Annotated in this window: 16 protein-coding genes; 8 read left to right on the forward strand and 8 right to left on the reverse strand. The window is 74.1% G+C overall.

All coding sequences use genetic code 11. The features are described from left to right. The first annotated feature begins 192 nt into the window (after nucleotides 1-192). From ACF1BN_RS12885 to ACF1BN_RS12900, 4 genes are all read left to right on the forward strand, one after another. Nucleotides 193-1,233: an NAD(P)-dependent alcohol dehydrogenase gene (locus tag ACF1BN_RS12885; protein WP_392331632.1), complete on the forward strand. Its 1,041-nt coding sequence runs from the start codon at nucleotides 193-195 to the stop codon at nucleotides 1,231-1,233. Between the two features lie 66 nt (nucleotides 1,234-1,299). Then, entirely contained in the window at nucleotides 1,300-2,256 is a 957-nt protein-coding gene (locus ACF1BN_RS12890) for a GlxA family transcriptional regulator (protein WP_392331633.1), read from the forward strand. A 136-nt stretch (nucleotides 2,257-2,392) separates the two neighbouring features. Beyond that, a complete protein-coding gene (gap, locus tag ACF1BN_RS12895; protein WP_392331634.1) occupies nucleotides 2,393-3,388 on the forward strand; it encodes a type I glyceraldehyde-3-phosphate dehydrogenase in 996 nt (331 codons plus the stop codon). An 80-nt stretch (nucleotides 3,389-3,468) separates the two neighbouring features. Beyond that, complete coding sequence (locus ACF1BN_RS12900) at nucleotides 3,469-4,125, forward strand: hypothetical protein (protein ID WP_392331635.1); 657 nt, start codon at nucleotides 3,469-3,471, stop codon at nucleotides 4,123-4,125. On the opposite strand, the gene ACF1BN_RS12905 is transcribed toward ACF1BN_RS12900, so the two are convergent. The 5 genes from ACF1BN_RS12905 to ACF1BN_RS12925 are packed head-to-tail and all read right to left on the reverse strand — an operon-like array spanning nucleotide 4,115 to nucleotide 8,584. Then, the gene (locus ACF1BN_RS12905) at nucleotides 4,115-5,224 is read right to left on the reverse strand and encodes an acyl-CoA dehydrogenase family protein (RefSeq protein WP_392331636.1); all 1,110 of its coding nucleotides are present in this window, start codon (nucleotides 5,222-5,224) and stop codon (nucleotides 4,115-4,117) included. The two genes, ACF1BN_RS12900 and ACF1BN_RS12905, sit on opposite strands and share 11 nt — an antisense overlap. Next, nucleotides 5,221-5,541 carry a hypothetical protein gene (locus tag ACF1BN_RS12910; RefSeq protein WP_392331637.1) on the reverse strand — a complete coding sequence of 107 codons (321 nt, stop codon included), beginning with the start codon at nucleotides 5,539-5,541 and terminating at the stop codon, nucleotides 5,221-5,223. The genes ACF1BN_RS12905 and ACF1BN_RS12910 overlap by 4 nt, the downstream gene beginning before the upstream one ends. A gap of 27 nt (nucleotides 5,542-5,568) precedes the next feature. Continuing rightward, nucleotides 5,569-6,558: an acyl-CoA dehydrogenase family protein gene (locus ACF1BN_RS12915; protein WP_392331638.1), complete on the reverse strand. Its 990-nt coding sequence runs from the start codon at nucleotides 6,556-6,558 to the stop codon at nucleotides 5,569-5,571. Continuing rightward, entirely contained in the window at nucleotides 6,558-7,727 is a 1,170-nt protein-coding gene (locus tag ACF1BN_RS12920; protein ID WP_392331639.1) for an acyl-CoA dehydrogenase family protein, read from the reverse strand. The genes ACF1BN_RS12915 and ACF1BN_RS12920 overlap by 1 nt, the downstream gene beginning before the upstream one ends. Next, nucleotides 7,727-8,584: an enoyl-CoA hydratase gene (locus ACF1BN_RS12925; protein ID WP_392331640.1), complete on the reverse strand. Its 858-nt coding sequence runs from the start codon at nucleotides 8,582-8,584 to the stop codon at nucleotides 7,727-7,729. The genes ACF1BN_RS12920 and ACF1BN_RS12925 overlap by 1 nt, the downstream gene beginning before the upstream one ends. 45 nt (nucleotides 8,585-8,629) lie before the next feature. On the opposite strand from ACF1BN_RS12925, the gene ACF1BN_RS12930 reads away from it, so the two are divergent. The 4 genes from ACF1BN_RS12930 to ACF1BN_RS12945 all read left to right on the forward strand — a co-directional run bounded on the left by ACF1BN_RS12930 (nucleotide 8,630) and on the right by ACF1BN_RS12945 (nucleotide 12,439). After that, nucleotides 8,630-9,796, forward strand: coding sequence for an acyl-CoA dehydrogenase family protein (locus ACF1BN_RS12930; RefSeq protein ID WP_392331641.1), 1,167 nt, complete (start codon nucleotides 8,630-8,632; stop codon nucleotides 9,794-9,796). Beyond that, complete coding sequence (locus tag ACF1BN_RS12935; protein WP_392331642.1) at nucleotides 9,793-10,581, forward strand: SDR family oxidoreductase; 789 nt, start codon at nucleotides 9,793-9,795, stop codon at nucleotides 10,579-10,581. The genes ACF1BN_RS12930 and ACF1BN_RS12935 overlap by 4 nt, the downstream gene beginning before the upstream one ends. Then, the gene (locus ACF1BN_RS12940) at nucleotides 10,578-11,207 is read left to right on the forward strand and encodes a TetR/AcrR family transcriptional regulator (RefSeq protein ID WP_392331643.1); all 630 of its coding nucleotides are present in this window, start codon (nucleotides 10,578-10,580) and stop codon (nucleotides 11,205-11,207) included. Before ACF1BN_RS12935 ends, ACF1BN_RS12940 begins: the two co-directional genes overlap by 4 nt. Nucleotides 11,208-11,281: 74 nt before the next feature. Continuing rightward, on the forward strand, nucleotides 11,282-12,439 hold the full coding sequence (locus tag ACF1BN_RS12945) for an acetyl-CoA C-acetyltransferase (protein WP_392331644.1): 1,158 nt from the start codon (nucleotides 11,282-11,284) through the stop codon (nucleotides 12,437-12,439). A 181-nt stretch (nucleotides 12,440-12,620) separates the two neighbouring features. Here ACF1BN_RS12945 and ACF1BN_RS12950 read toward each other — a convergent pair whose 3' ends face one another. The 3 genes from ACF1BN_RS12950 to ACF1BN_RS12960 are packed head-to-tail and all read right to left on the reverse strand — an operon-like array spanning nucleotide 12,621 to nucleotide 15,300. Further along, nucleotides 12,621-13,685 carry an NAD(P)H-dependent flavin oxidoreductase gene (locus ACF1BN_RS12950; protein ID WP_392331645.1) on the reverse strand — a complete coding sequence of 355 codons (1,065 nt, stop codon included), beginning with the start codon at nucleotides 13,683-13,685 and terminating at the stop codon, nucleotides 12,621-12,623. Then, nucleotides 13,682-14,455 (reverse strand): CoA-transferase subunit beta, encoded by a 774-nt coding sequence (locus tag ACF1BN_RS12955; protein ID WP_392331646.1) that lies wholly within the window; start codon nucleotides 14,453-14,455, stop codon nucleotides 13,682-13,684. The genes ACF1BN_RS12950 and ACF1BN_RS12955 overlap by 4 nt, the downstream gene beginning before the upstream one ends. Then, complete coding sequence (locus ACF1BN_RS12960; protein ID WP_392331909.1) at nucleotides 14,452-15,300, reverse strand: CoA transferase subunit A; 849 nt, start codon at nucleotides 15,298-15,300, stop codon at nucleotides 14,452-14,454. Before ACF1BN_RS12960 ends, ACF1BN_RS12955 begins: the two co-directional genes overlap by 4 nt. Nucleotides 15,301-15,312: the final 12 nt, after the last annotated feature.

Genomic DNA, 15,312 nt, shown 5'->3' on the forward strand with positions numbered 1-15,312 from the left:
GGGGCAGGGCCCCGCCCCGGCGCGGGCGGACCCCCGCCCCGGCCTGGTGGGTGTATGTTGCATCTATGTCCGCCCGGCGGGAACCGCCATGCGTGTGCGGTGCCCCGGACGCACCCTGGAGAAGGCGTGCCCGCCCGCCCCGTGCCCGCCCCGCGGCCGAGGCGCCCCAGCGACGCCGGAAAGGAAAGCGCCATGAAGGCACTGCAGTACCGCACCGTGGGTGCCGCCCCCGAAGTCGTCACCGTCCCCGACCCGGAACCAGGCCCCGGGCAGGTCCTCCTCAAGGTCACCGCCGCCGGCGTCTGCCACTCCGACATCGCCGTCATGAGCTGGCCCGCCGAACAGCTCCCCTTCCCGCTGCCCCTCACTCTCGGCCACGAAGGCGTCGGCACCGTCGCCGCCCTCGGCGACGGCGTCACCGGCGTCACCGAGGGCGACTCCGTCGCCGTCTACGGCCCCTGGGGCTGCGGAAACTGCTTCATGTGCGCCCAGGGCAAGGAGAACTACTGTCTGCGCGCCGCCGAGCTCGGCATCCACCCGCCCGGCCTCGGCGCCCCAGGGGCCATCGCCGAGTACATGATCGTCGACAGCCCGCGTCACCTCGTGCCGCTCGGCGGCCTCGACCCGGTCCAGGCGGTCCCGCTGACCGACGCCGGCCTCACCCCGTACCACGCCGTCAAGCGCTCCCTGCCGAAGCTCGTCCCCGGCTCCACCGCCGTCGTCATCGGCACCGGCGGCCTCGGCCACGTCGCCGTCCAGCTGCTCCGCGCCCTGACCGCCGCCCGGGTCGTCGCCCTCGACGTCTCCGAGGAGAAGCTCGCCCTCGCCCGGACCGTCGGCGCCCACGACACCGTCCTCTCCGACGCCTCCGCCGCCGGCACCGTCCGTGCCCTGACCGGTGGGCGCGGCGCCGAGGTCGTCCTCGACTTCGTCGGCGCCCCGCCCACCACCGCCGCCGCCGGCGCCATGGCCGCGGTGGAGGGGGACGTCACCATCGTCGGCCTCGGCGGCGGCACCCTCCCCGTCGGCTTCGGCGCCCTCCCGTACGAGGTGAGCGTCGCCTCCCCGTACTGGGGCACCCGCGCCGAACTCATCGAGGTCCTCGACCTGGCCCGCGCGGGCGCCGTCGACGTCCACACCGAGACCTACTCGCTGGACGAGGCGCCCGAGGCGTACGAGCGGCTGCACGCCGGCCGGGTCGACGGCCGCGCCGTCATCCTCCCGCACGGCTGACCCGCCCCACGCGCGCGCGTGGCCGGGCCCGTCGGCCCGGCCACCGGCGCCACGTAGGCTCGTGACGTGCCCCCCACCCGTCTGTACCGCGTCGCCGTCCTCGTCCTCGAAGGCGCCAAACCCCTCGACGTCGGCATCCCCGCCCAGGTGTTCACGACCCGCGCGAGCATGCCCTACGAAGTCCGCGTCTGCGGTGCCACCCCCGGCCTGGTGACCGGCGGCGACGGCCTCTCCTACAACGTCGCCCACGGCCTCGACGCCCTCGCCTGGGCCGACATCGTCTTCGTCCCCGGCTACCGCTTCCCCGACCGCGAGGACCCGCCCCCGGCCGTGGTCGAGGCCCTGATCGCCGCCCACGCGCGCGGGGCGCGGCTCGCCGCGATCTCCACCGGAGCCTTCGCCCTCGCCGCCACCGGCCTCCTCGACGGCCGGCGCGCCACCACTCACTGGCACTACGCCCGGGCCCTCGCCGAGAAACGCCCCCTCGTCCACGTCGACGAGAACGTCCTCTTCGTCGACGAGGGGAGCGTCCTCACCTCCGCGGGCGCCGCCTCCGGCCTCGACCTCTGCCTCCACATCCTCCGCGGCGACCTCGGCGTCGGCGCCGCCAACCACGCCGCCCGCAGGCTCGTCGCCGCCCCCTACCGCAGCGGCGGCCAGGCCCAGTACGTGCCCCGCAGCGTCCCCGAACCCCACGGCGAGCGCTTCGCCGCCACCCGCGAATGGGTCCTGCACCACCTCGACGAGCCCCTCACCCTCGACGTCCTCGCCCGCCACGCCGCCGTCTCGCCGCGCACCTTCTCCCGCCGCTTCGTCGAGGAGACCGGCTACACGCCCATGCAGTGGCTGCTCCGGGCCCGCGTCGACCGCGCCCGCGAACTCCTCGAACGCTCCGAGCGCGGGGTCGAGCAGATCGCCGCCGACACCGGACTCGGCACCGGCGCCAACCTGCGGATGCACTTCCAGCGGATCCTCGGCACCACCCCGAGCGACTACCGCCGCACCTTCACCCGGGGCGACTGACCCCTTCCGGAGGACCCGCGGGCCGCCCCGCCAGGTTCTTGGCACGATCCTTTCGGACCATGGCGATCTCGCCCCTGCCGCGCCGGGGCGCGGCGAGCGAGGCTGGGTCACGAAGAAACGGAAGGGACACCGCATCATGACTCGCATCGCCATCAACGGTTTCGGTCGCATCGGCCGCAACGTGCTCCGCGCCCTGCTGGAGCGCGACACCACGCTGGAGGTCGTCGCCGTCAACGACCTCACCGAGCCGAAGGCGCTGGCCCGTCTCCTCGCCTTCGACTCCACCTCGGGCCGCCTCGGCCGCCCGGTCTCCGTCGAGGGCGACACCCTCGTCGTGGACGGCCACCGCATCAAGGTCCTCGCCGAGCGCGAGCCGGCCAACCTCCCCTGGGCCGAGCTGGGCGTCGAGATCGTCCTGGAGGCCACCGGCCGCTTCACCAGCGCCAAGGACGCCCGCCTCCACCTGGACGCCGGCGCCAAGAAGGTCCTGGTCAGCGCGCCCTCGGACGGTGCCGACGTGACGCTCGCCTACGGCGTGAACAGCGACAAGTACGACGCCGAGCTGCACACGATCGTCTCGAACGCCTCCTGCACCACCAACGCGCTCGCCCCGCTGGCCGCCGTCCTCGACGAGCTGGCCGGCATCGAGCACGGCTTCATGACGACCGTGCACGCCTACACCCAGGAGCAGAACCTCCAGGACGGCCCGCACCGCGACGCCCGCCGCGCCCGCAACGCCGCCGTCAACATCGTCCCGACCAGCACCGGTGCCGCCAAGGCCATCGGCCTGGTCCTGCCGCAGCTCGACGGCAAGCTCGCCGGCGACTCGATCCGCGTGCCCGTCCCGGTCGGCTCCATCGTCGAGCTGAACACCACGGTCACCCGCGAGGTCACCCGCGAGGAGATCCTCGACGCCTACCGCAAGGCCGCCGAGGGCAAGCTCGCCGGTGTCCTGGAGTACTCGGAGGACGAGCTCGTCTCCTCCGACATCACCGGCAACCCGCACTCGTCCATCTTCGACGCGGCCCTCACCCGGGTCGACGGTCGCCACGTCAAGGTCGTCGCCTGGTACGACAACGAGTGGGGCTTCTCGAACCGCGTCATCGACACCCTGCTGCTGCTCGCCGGCTGACCCCGCGTCACCCGCGACGACGCCCCCCTCGGCACCGGCCGAGGGGGGCGTTGTCAGTGCCGCGTGCCAGCATGTCGATCATGAGCCGAATCATTTCGTACACCAGCGGCGACCGCTCCGAGGCCGTCGCCTACCTCGGTGCGGCGCAGCGCCTCACCGACGAGCAGCGGCGTGTGCTCCCCATGATCCGCGAGCGGTGCGAGGCCAGCCAGCGCGATCTGGACCATCAGGGCCTCGACTGGGACCTGACGATTCCGGAGGCCCTGGAGCACCTGATCGAGGGCCGCGCCGACGCGCCGGGGACGTACGCGGGCAAGGCCTACGCCCGGGCGCTCCAGCACATCATCGACCTCTGCGGCTCCGACCCCTACGACCTTGGCGTCTACTCCAAGCCGAGCACCTTCTTCAGCCTGCTCGACGAGCAGTTGAAGCAGCACGGCGTCCCCGCCGACCTGCTCCCGCACGGATTTCTCTTCTCCGGCCCGCCGGACGAGATCCCCTTCCACGTGCCGTACGCCGTCGACGGCCCCGACATCGGGATGCTGCCGCTCGACCGGGCCAAGCCGGCCGCCGACGCCTACCGCGCCGTGCGGGAGAAGATCGACCCCGACTTCGTCCACGACCTCGATCTCCTCATCGAGAAGCTGGAGTTCGAGCACGACGAGTGGGAGTCCACCAAGGCGCGCGGCCTGGACTGGTACCACCACGACACCCTCTTCTTCTCCATCAACGGCTGACGGAGTCGCGGACGGGGGCGGGCACCGGGTCCGGCAGGCCGAGCGCGGTGGCCAGGCGGGAGCGGTGCCAGTGGGGCGGGCCGAAGAGCCGGGCGGAGCCGTGCGCCCGCTTGAGGTAGCGGTGCGCGTCGTGCTCCCAGGTGATGCCGATCCCGCCGTGCAGCTGGATCGTCTCCCCGGCCACCTCGGCGAACGCCTCCGAGCAGACCGACTTGGCGGTGGCGGCGAGCCGGGTCAACTCCGGTCCGCGCGTGCCGTCCGCGGCGGCGAAGGCGGCTCCGAGCGCGGCGGAGCGCGCCGACTCGACCCGGACGTACGCGTCCGCGAGCCGGTGCTTCACCGCCTGGAAGGAGCCGATGGGTCGCCCGAACTGCACCCGCTCCGCGGCGTACGCCACCGTCAGTTCGAGGCACCGCGCCGCCGCGCCGACCTGCTCCGCGGCCAGCGCCGTGCACGCCAGGTCGAGGACATGCCGCAGCACCCGTCCGCCGTCGCCCTCGGCACCGACCAGCCGCCCCTCCGCCCCGTCGAGCACCACCCGCGCCTGCGCCCGGGTCTCGTCCATCGGCACCGTCCCCCGGCGGACGACCCCCGGCCCGTCGCTGGCCACCGCGAACAGCGACACCCCGGCCCCCGTCCGGGCGGCCACCAGCACCGTCGCCGCGTCGGCCCCGTCGAGCACGTGCTCCTTCACCCCGGTGAGCCGCCAGCCGCCGGGGGAGGCGAGGGCCTCGGTCCGCACCGCCTCCGGATCCCAGGAGCCGCCCTCGGCCCAGGCGAGCGCCGCCGTCGCCCGGCCCGAGACGAGCCCCGGCAGCAGCGCGGCGCACTCCCGCGCGGAGCCGGCGGCCAGCAGCGCCTGCGCCGCGAGCACCGCGGAGCCGAGATACGGGACGGGGCTCAGCTCCCGCCCCAGCTCCTCCATCACCACGTGCACCTCCACGGCCCCGCAGCCGGCGCCGCCGTACTCCTCGGGGACGGCGAGCCCCGCCACCCCGATCTGCTCGACCAGCGGCCGCCAGGCCGACCCGCCCGGATGCCGCCGGAGCAACTGTCGCACCGCCGTGCGCAGTTCCTCCTGCTCCTCGGTGAACCTCATGCCTCTGCTCCCTTCTCGACGGCGGATGCGGTGGTGGTGCGGGGCGCCGCCGGGGCCGCCTCGGACAGGTCCCTGCCGGAGCGGTCCGCGAGCAGGCCGCCCGCGAGCAGCGGGGTGAAGCCGCCGCCGGCCGGGGCGGCCTGCCGGTGGCCGAGCGAGGCGCCGGTGTGGCGGACGCGGGTGCCGGACATCGTGCTGTGCGGCAGGAAGCCGTGGTACGCGATGACGGTGCCGAGCAGGCTCGACAGCGCCGCCCGGCGCAGCGGCGCCGGGTCGTGCTGTCTCTCGGGGGTGTGCGGGGACGGTGCGGCGGACATGGTGCTCCCGGGTGCGGTGGGGAGGTTTCAGGGGGTGAGGACACGGGCGCGGCAGGAGGCGGGGGTGCCCCAGGCGTCGCGGAGCGGCCGTGCCTTGCGGATCCACAGGGAGAGGTCCAGCTCCTCGGTGTAGCCGACGGCGCCGTGGAGCTGGAGGGCGGTGCGGGCGGCGGTGTGGGCGGCCTCGCCCGCGGTGACCTTGGCGGCGGCGACCTCCCGGGGCGCCGTCCCGTGCGCGGCGAGGGCCAGGGCGGCGGCGTGCAGCAGCGGCTGGGCGAACTCCAGGGCGAGGAGGGTGTCGGCCAGGCGGTGCTTCACGGCCTGGAACGAGCCGATGGGCACGCCGAACTGGGTGCGCTGCTTGACGTGGGCGACCGTCCGGTCGAGCAGTGCCCGACCGAGGCCCAGGGACTGGGCGGCCGTCGCGAGGGCGGCGACCTCGGCGGCGTGCGCGGTGGCGACGGCCACCTCGGGGCCGCGGGCCAGGACGGTGCCGCCGGCGGCGGGCCGTGCCAGACGGCGTACCGGATCGGCCGAGGGCTGGACGGGGCCGGTGGCGTCGGCGATCCGTACGGTGTCGTCCTCGGCGACCAGGACGGCGTCGGCCAGGTCCGCGTCGAGCGCGAACGGGCCGGTGAACTCCGGGACGCGGAGGGAGACCAGCGCCCGGCCGGCGGCGACGCGGGGCAGCCAGGCGGAGGCCGCGGCCTTGTCGCCGAGCCGGTCGAGGAGGGCCGCGGCGGCGACCGTCTCGACGAGCGGTCCGGGGACGGCGTGCCGGCCCAGTTCGGTGAAGGCCACGGTCAGTTCGACCGGCAGCGGGCCGAGGCCCTCGTACGCCTCGGGCACGGCCAGCGCGAACACTCCGGCGTCCGCGAGCCGGGCCCAGAGGGCGCGTCCCGGGGCGTCGTCGCCGGCCGCCCAGGCCCGCGCGGCCCGGGGGGTGCCGGCCGCCGACAGGAGCGCGTCCAGGGTGCGGGCGAACTCCCGCTGTTCGTCGTCGAGCAGGAACCGCATCACCGGCGTCCCTTCGGCAGGCCGAGCAGCCGCTCGGCGATGATGTCGCGCTGGATCTCGTTGGTCCCTGCGTAGATGGGTCCGGCCAGGGAGAAGGTGTGCCCCTCGGCCCAGGAGCCGTGCGCGGGTGCCTCCGCGGCCTCGTCGGAGAGTTCGCCGTACGGTCCGAGGAGGTCGAGGGCGGTCTCGTGGAGCGCGATGTCGAGCTCGGACCAGAACACCTTGTTGAGGCTGGACTCGGCGCCGATCGAGCCGCCGGCGGCGAGCCGGGAGGCGTTGGCGTAGGTGAAGAGGCGGTAGGCGCTCGCGCCGATGACGGCGTCGGCGACGCGGTCGCGGACGGCGGTGTCGGCGGGGTCGGCGTGCGCGCGCCACAGGGCGGCGAGCCGGTCGGCGGCGGCGGAGAACCGGCCGGGGCTGCGCAGGGTGAGGCCGCGCTCGTTGCCGGCCGTGCTCATGGCGACCCGCCAGCCGTCGCCGGGCGCGCCGATCACGTCCTCGTCGGGGACGAACACGTCGTCGAGGAAGAGTTCGGCGAAGGCGGGCTTGCCGTCGAGCCGTCCGACGGGCCGTACGGTGACGCCGTCCGCGTCGAGCGGGAACATGAGGTACGTCAGCCCCCGGTGCGGCCGGTCCGCGTCCGGATCGCTGCGGAAGAGGCCGAAGGCGCGGTCGGCGAAGGCGGCCCGGGAGGACCAGGTCTTCTGGCCGCGGAGCAGCCAGCCGCCGTCGGTGCGCACCGCGGTGGAGCGCAGGCTCGCGAGGTCGGAGCCGGACTCGGGTTCGGACCACGCCTGGGCCCAGACGACCTCGCCGGACGCCATGGGCGGCAGGACGCGGGCGCGCTGCTCGTCGGTGCCGTGCTCGAAGAGGGTGGGGGCGAGCAGGTTGACGCCGTTCTGGGCGACGCGGCCGGGCGCGCCGGCGGCGTAGTACTCCTCCTCGAAGACCAGCCAGCGCAGGACGGAGGAGCCCCGGCCGCCGTACTCCTCGGGCCAGGAGACCACCGACCAGCGGTCGGCGGCGAGTTCGGCCTCCCAGGCGCGGTGGGCGGCGAAGCCCTCGGCGGTCTCCAGGGAGGGCAGGGGCGTGGTGGGCACGTGGGCGGCGAGCCAGGCGCGGGCCTCGGCCCGGAAGGCGTCGTCGGCCGCGGAGAAGTCGAGGTCCATCAGGCTCCCGCCGCCTTCATGGCGTGGATGTCCATGCCGCCCAGTGCGTCGCGGGCGGTCTCGGCGTTGTGCGCGTGCGCGAGGTGGTGCAGTCCGAAGACGGAGTCCATGCCCGTGTGCAGACCCTGGAGGTCCTCGGCCTGGTTGACGGCGCGCTTGGTGAGGGCGAGCCCCATGCGGGGCATCTCGGCGATCCGCAGGGCCAGTTCCATCGTCCGGGCCTCGAGTTCGTCGCGGGGGACGACCCGGTTGACCATGCCGACCTCGTGGGCGCGGCGGGCGCCCATCCGGTCGCCGGTGTACAGGAACTCCTTGGCGATCCGGGGCGGCATCACCCAGGGGTGGGCGAAGTACTCGACGCCGGGGATGCCCATGCGGACCACCGGGTCGGCGAAGAAGGCGTCCTCGGAGGCGACGATCAGGTCGCAGATCCAGGCGAGCATCAGACCGCCGGCGACGCAGGCGCCCTGCACGGACGCGACGACCGGCTTGGGCAGTTCGCGCCAGCGGCGGCACATGCCCAGGTAGACCTCGGACTCGCGGGCGAAGCGGCTCTCCGCGCCCTCCTTGTCCGAGTGGTCCCACCAGAGGCCGGCCCGCCGCTCGAAGGGCAGGTGCGCGTCGCGCTCCGGGGTGCCGATGTCGTGCCCCGCGGAGAAGTGCTCGCCGGCGCCGGCGAGGACGACGACCTTGACCTCGCCGTCCTCCGCCGCGCGGTAGAAGGCGCGGTCGAGGGCGTAGGTCATCGCGGAGTTCTGGGCGTTGCGGTACTGGGGCCGGTCCATGGTGACGACGGCGACGGGGCCCCGCCGTTCGTAGCGGACGGGCTCGTCGGACGTGGTGCGGGCAGCGGACATCCGCCCTCCTTCCCTAACAAGTGTTTGGTAGGTTAACGTACGGCCATGAGCAACGTCGAGGAGTTCCGCAGGGAGGTCCGCGGCTGGCTGCGGACCCACCTCACCGGCGAGTTCGCGGACCTGCGCGGCCGTGGCGGCCCCGGACGCGAGCACGAGGCGCACACCGAACGCCTCGCCTGGGAACGGCACATGGCCGCCCACGGATGGACCTGCGTCGGCTGGCCGAAGGAGTACGGAGGCCGGGGCGCGAGCCTGGAGGAACAGGTCGCCTTCCACGAGGAGTACGCCCTCGCCGACGCCCCCGCCCGCGTCGGCCACATCGGCGAGCAGCTCGTCGGACCCACCCTCATCGCCTTCGGCACCCCGGCCCAGCGCGCCCGCTTCCTGCCCCGGATCGTCGCCGTCGACGAACTCTGGTGCCAGGGCTACTCCGAGCCCGACGCCGGCTCCGACCTCGCCAACGTCCGCACCCGGGCCGAGCGGGACGGCGACCGGTGGGTGGTCACCGGACAGAAGGTGTGGACCTCAGGCGCCCACGAGGCCGACTGGTGCTTCGTCGTCGCCCGCACCGAGCCGGGCTCCGCCCGCCACCGCGGTCTCTCCTACCTCCTGGTCCCCCTGGACGCCCCCGGGGTGGAGATCCGGCCCATCGTCCAGCTCACCGGCACCTCCGAGTTCAACGAGGTCTTCTTCGACGGGGCCGGAACCGACGCGGACAACATCGTCGGCGCGCCCGGCGACGGCTGGAAGGTCGCCATGGCCACCCTCGGCTTCGAGCGGGGCGTCTCCACCCTCGGCCAACAGGTCGGCTTCCGGCGCGAACTGGAGGCGGTGATCGAACTGGCCGGGCGGAACGGCGCCGCCGCCGACCCGATCGTCCGCGACCGCATCGCCCGCGCCTGGACCGGCCTGGAGACCATCCGCTTCAACGCCCTCAGGATGCTCAGCGGCGTCACCGCCGGAGCACCCGGCCCCGAGGCGTCCATCAACAAGATCTTCTGGGCCACCTGGCACCGCGAACTCGGCGAGCTCGCCATGGACGTCTGCGGCGCCGACGGCATGCTCGCCGCCGGGGAGCCGTACGACCTCACCGACTGGCAGCGCCTCTTCCTCTTCTCCCGCGCCGACACGATCTACGCCGGCTCGAACGAGATCCAGCGCAACATCATCGCCGAGCGCGTCCTCGGCCTGCCCAAGGAGGACCGCCCGTGACCGGCACCCCACCCCCCTACCTCCCCGGCCACGCCCTGCTCGCCGGCCGCACCGCCGTCGTCACCGCCGCCGCCGGAGCCGGCATCGGCGGCGCCACCGCCCGCCGCCTCCTGGAGGAGGGCGCCGACGTCGTGATCTCCGACGCCCACGCCCGGCGTCTGAAGGAGTCGGAGGCGGAGCTCGCCGCCGAGTTCGGCGCCGGCCGGGTGGCCTCGCTGCCCTGCGACGTCACCGACGAGACCCAGGTCGCGGCCCTCCTCGACCTCGCCGAGGAACGCCACGGACGCCTCGACATCGTCGTCAACAACGCCGGGCTCGGCGGCACCGCGGACCTCGTCGACATGACCGACGACCAGTGGGACAAGGTCCTCGACGTCACCCTCAACGGCACCTTCCGCTGCACCCGCGCCGCGCTCCGGCGCATGAAGGCGGCCGAGGCGGGCGGCGTGATCGTCAACAACGCCTCGGTCGTCGGCTGGCGCGCGCAGAAGGGCCAGGCCCACTACGCCGCCGCCAAGGCCGGCGTGATGGCCCTCACCCGGTGCGCCGCGCTGGAGGCCGCCGCCTACGGGGTCCGCGTCAACGCCGTCTCGCCGTCCCTCGCCATGCACCCCCACCTCGTGAAGGTCACCACCCCCGAACTCCTCGCGGAGCTCACCTCCCGAGAAGCCTTCGGCCGGTACGCCGAGCCGTGGGAGGTGGCGAACGTGATCGTCTTCCTCGCCAGCGGGTACTCCTCGTACCTCACCGGCGAGGTGCTCTCGGTCAGCAGCCAGCACCCGTGAGACCGGCGCCCGAGCGGCGCCGCGAGCTCCTGGACGTGGCGGCCGAGGTCTTCGCCGTCCAGGGGTACGACGCCACCACCGTCCGCAGGATCGCCGACGCGGCCGGTCTGCTCGCGGGCAGCCTCTACTACCACTTCGACTCCAAGGAGTCGATGCTCGACGAGATCCTCTCCGGCTTCCTGGACGAGCTGTGGACCCGGTACGACGCCGTGCTCGCCGCCGGCCTCGGCCCCCGGGAGACCCTGGAGGCCCTCGTCACCGAGTCGTTCCGGGAGATCGACCGGCACCGCGCCGCCGTCGCCATCTACCAGAAGGAGTCCGGGCAGCTGCGGGACCAGCCCCGCTTCGGCTATCTCGCCGAGGCACAGCGGCGTTTCGAGCGCGCCTGGCTCAGGACCCTGGAGTCCGGAGTGGCCTCCGGGGACTTCCGCACCGACCTCGACGTCCGGCTCACCTACCGCTTCGTCCGCGACACCGTCTGGGTCGCGGCGTCCTGGTACCGGCCGGGCGGACAGCACAGCCCGGAGGAGATCGCCCGCCAGTACCTCTCGATGGTGCTGGAGGGGGTCGCGCTCCGAGCCGGACACCGACGCGCCCGACGGAGCCGCGGCACCCGCAGCCCCTGACGTGGCCGCGGCCCCTGACGTACCCGCAGGACCCGACACACCCGACGCACCTCACGTACCCCCAAGGAGTGACCATGGCCGAGGCCTACATCGTCGAAGCGATCCGCACCCCGGTCGGCCGGCGGAACGGCGGACTCTCCGCCGTCCACCCCGCCGACCTCGGCGCCCACGTCCTGAAGGCGCTGATGGAGCGCTCGGGCGCCGACCCGGCGGCCGTCGAGGACGTCGTGTTCGGCTGCCTGGACACCGTCGGACCGCAGGCCGGCGACATCGCCCGCACCTGCTGGCTCGCCGCGGGACTGCCGGAGGAGGTGCCCGGCGTGACCGTCGACCGGCAGTGCGGCTCCTCGCAGCAGGCCCTGCACTTCGCCGCCCAGGGCGTCCTGTCCGGCACCCAGGACCTCGTCGTCGCCGGCGGCGTCCAGAACATGTCGATGGTCCCCATCGCCTTCGCCAGCCGGCAGGCCGCGGCCCCGCTCGGCCTCACCGAGGGCCCGTACGCCGGCTCCGCGGGCTGGCGGGCGCGGTACGGCGGCCAGCCGGTCAACCAGTTCCACGGCGCCGAGCTCATCGCCGAGAAGTGGGGCATCAGCCGCCGGGACATGGAGGAGTTCGCGCTCCGCTCGCACCGGCGGGCGATCCGCGCGATCGACGAGGGCCGGTTCGAGCGCGAGATCGTGCCTTTCGGGGACGTCACCACCGACGAGGGTCCGCGCCGGGACACCTCCCTGGAGAAGATGGCCGGCCTGAACCCGGTCGTCGAGGGAGGGCGGATCACCGCCGCCGTCTCCTCCCAGGTCTCCGACGGGGCCTCGGCCATGCTGCTCGCCGGCGAGCGGGCCGTGCGTGAGCACGGCCTCACCCCGCGCGCCCGGATCCACCACCTCTCGGTGCGCGGCGAGGACCCGATCCGGATGCTCTCCGCGCCCATCCCGGCGACGGCGTACGCGCTGAAGAAGGCCGGCATGACGCTCGACGACATCGACCTCGTGGAGATCAACGAGGCGTTCGCGCCGGTCGTCCTCGCCTGGCTGAAGGAGACCGGCGCCGACCCGGACAAGGTGAACGTCAACGGCGGCGCGATCGCCCTGGGCCACCCCCTCGGCGCCACCGGCACCAAGCTGGCCGTCACCCTCCTCCACGAACTGGAGCGCACCGGAGGCCGCTACGGCCTCCAGACGATGTGCGAGGGCGGTGGGCAGGCGAACGTGACGATCATCGAGCGGCTGTAGGGGCGGGATTGTCCCCTGTTCCGTCGTCGCCGTCCGGCCGGAGGTCGGCGCAGGCTTTCCGATGCCCGGGAGGCCCCCTGGGGCCGGGTGGTGCGAGGGGGCCGTCGGGGCAGGGGTGGGGCAGGACACGCGTCCGCCGGGGTGGCTTCCACCCCGGCGGACGTCGTGCGTGCGGAGGCGTTCAGTCCGGGCGGGGCAGCGCGCGCAGCGCCGCCGCCGCCTCGGCCATGATCCGGTCGACGAGCTCCGCGCACGAGGGGAGGTCGTCGATCAGGCCCGCGACCTGGCCCGAGGCCATCACCCCGAGGTCGGTGCGGCCGTCCACCATCGACGCCTTGAGCATCATCGGAGTGTTGGCCGCGAGCAGGACCTGGCTCCAGGTCAGCTCCCTGCCGTGCTTCATCGCGAGGCCGTCCCTGACCATCCGGGGCCAGCTCATGCCGGACTCGCGCCGGAAGGCCGCCGCGTGCCGTACGGCACGCAGCAGCGCCGAGGCCCGGCCCGAGCGCTCCAGCGCGTCGACCAGCTCGGTCCTCAGCATCCGGTGGGGCAACCCGTCCACCTTGGTGGTGACGGTGACGTCGCCGACCGCCGCCGCCAGATAACGGTCCTTGACCGCGTCGGGGACGGTCGAGTCGGAGGTGAGCAGGAAGCGGGTGCCCATGGCGATGCCGGCCGCGCCGTAGGAGAGGGCGGCGGCCAGGCCGCGCCCGTCGTGGAAGCCGCCGGCGGCGACGACCGGGATGTCCACCGCGTCCACCACCTGGGGGAGGAGCACGGTGGTGGCGACGCTGCCGGTGTGGCCGCCGCCCTCGCCGCCCTGCACGACGACCGCGTCCGCGCCCCACGCGGCGACCTTCTCGGCGTGCCGGCGGGCGCCGATCGAGGGGATGACGACGACCCCGGCGTCCTTCAGGCGGGCGATCAGTTCACGCGAGGGCGCGAGCGCGAAGGAGGCGACCTTCACGCCCTCGTCGATGATGATCCGGACCCGTTCGGCCGCGTCCCCGGCGTCGGCCCGCAGGTTGACGCCGAAGGGCGCGTCCGTACGGGCCCTGACCTCGCGCACGGCGGACCGGAGCTGCTCGACGCCCATGGTCGCGGAGGCCAGGACGCCCAGCGCGCCCGCGTTCGCGGCGGCGGACACCAGCCGGGGTCCCGCGACCCACCCCATGCCCGTCTGCACGATCGGGTGCCGGACCCCGACGAGGGCGGTGAGGGGGGTGGCGATGGTGGCGCCGCTCATGCCCGGACCTCGCGGTCCCGCAGTCCCCGGGGGTCGATCTCCTCGCGGATCAGCCGCAGTTCCTCCGCCGTGGGATCCCGGGTGTACGGCACCTCCTCCGGCACGACGAGCGCGAAGCCGGTCGCCTCGCGCACCTGCTCGACGGTGACGCCCGGGTGGAGCGAGCGCAGCCGCATCACGCGGTCCGGGGTCTCGAAGTCGAAGACGCCCAGGTCCGAGACGACCTCCGGGACGCGGTGGTAGCGGGTGGCGGAGGGCCCGGCCGCCGCGGCCCGGTCGTAGCCGACGCCGCAGACCATGTCGACCCGCTCGACGAAGACCCGGGTCGAGTGCTTGGGGACCCAGTAACTCGTCGGGTTGTTGAGAGTGTTGACCGGCGCGCCGCGCACGCCCAGGAGCTGGCGCCTGGGCCGCTCCCAGTCGCCGATGCAGCTGATGTTCTGGTTGCCGTGCCGGTCGAGCTGGCTGGCGCCCATCATCACGTGGCGCCGCCCGGTGGCGACCATGGCCAGGTGCTGCCGGTAGGGCAGCCATCCCTCCACGATCCCGGGCGCCGCGCCGAGCGCCGGCACGTCGCCGACGAGCAGCGCCTCGCCGTCGGTGAGCAGCAGGTCGGGGGCGAAGACGCGCTTGGCGAGCCGGGCGCCGATCGTCGGGACGGTACCCATCGGGCTGGCCAGGACCTCGCCGGCGTGCCGCCACGCCTCGGCGCAGGCCACCACGCAGTACTCGGCGCGGGTGGCGGTGCTGGTGGTGTCGGTGCCGGTCATGCTTCCTCCCCGTGGAACGCCGCCACCGCGGCCTGGTACGCGTGCTCGTCGCCGGAGAGGAACCGCGCGGTGAACTCCCGCCACTTCTCCGGGTCGCGGGCCGCCTCGACGTAGTGGCGCTGGAAGGCCTCGTCCCGGTCGTACTCCGGCACGCAGGAGGTGAAGTGGGCGCCGTTCGGCGTCTCGACGACGCCGTCCACGAAGGCCCGCTTGAGCAGCAGGGTCTGCGGTCCGGCGTCCTTGAGCAGTTCGGAGGTGTCCACGATCCGCTCGCAGGAGACGTACGCCGTGTCGGCGGCCTCGCAGAAGAGGTCGTCGAAGTAGGGGTCGGGGCCCAGGTACTGGCCGTTCCCGTGCGCGTCGGCGCGGTTGAGGTGGACCAGGGCGGCGTCCAGGCGGAGCGCGGGGACGGCGACGAGCTCCTCGCGGTCCCCGTACGGCGAAGTGACGGTCCTGAGCGTCGGGTTGACGGTCATGACGTCGGAGGCGAGCCCGGCCCGGATCGGCATGAAGGGCAGCCGGTGTACGGCCGCCGTCAGCCCCCACATCATCATCGCCTCGTCCAGCTCCACCAGTTGGAGGGCGCCGCTCTGCCGGGCCGCGCCGAAGTGCGGCTCCAGCGGGACGGAGTCGAGCGTGGCGAAGGCGGCGACCAGTTTGCGGATCTTCCCCGCGGCGGCCAGCAGCCCGACGTCGGGTCCGCCGTACGAGACCACGATCAGGTCCGTGACGTCGGAGCGCAGCAGCGCCCGGACCAGCGCCATCGGCTTGCGCCGGGAGCCCCAGCCGCCGATGCCGATCGTCATGCCGCTGCTCAGCCGGCCGACGACCTCCTCGGCGGTCATCGTCTTGTCCTT

The sequence above is a fragment of the Streptomyces sp. NPDC014861 genome, from assembly GCF_043081625.1.
GTDB lineage: Bacteria > Actinomycetota > Actinomycetes > Streptomycetales > Streptomycetaceae > Streptomyces.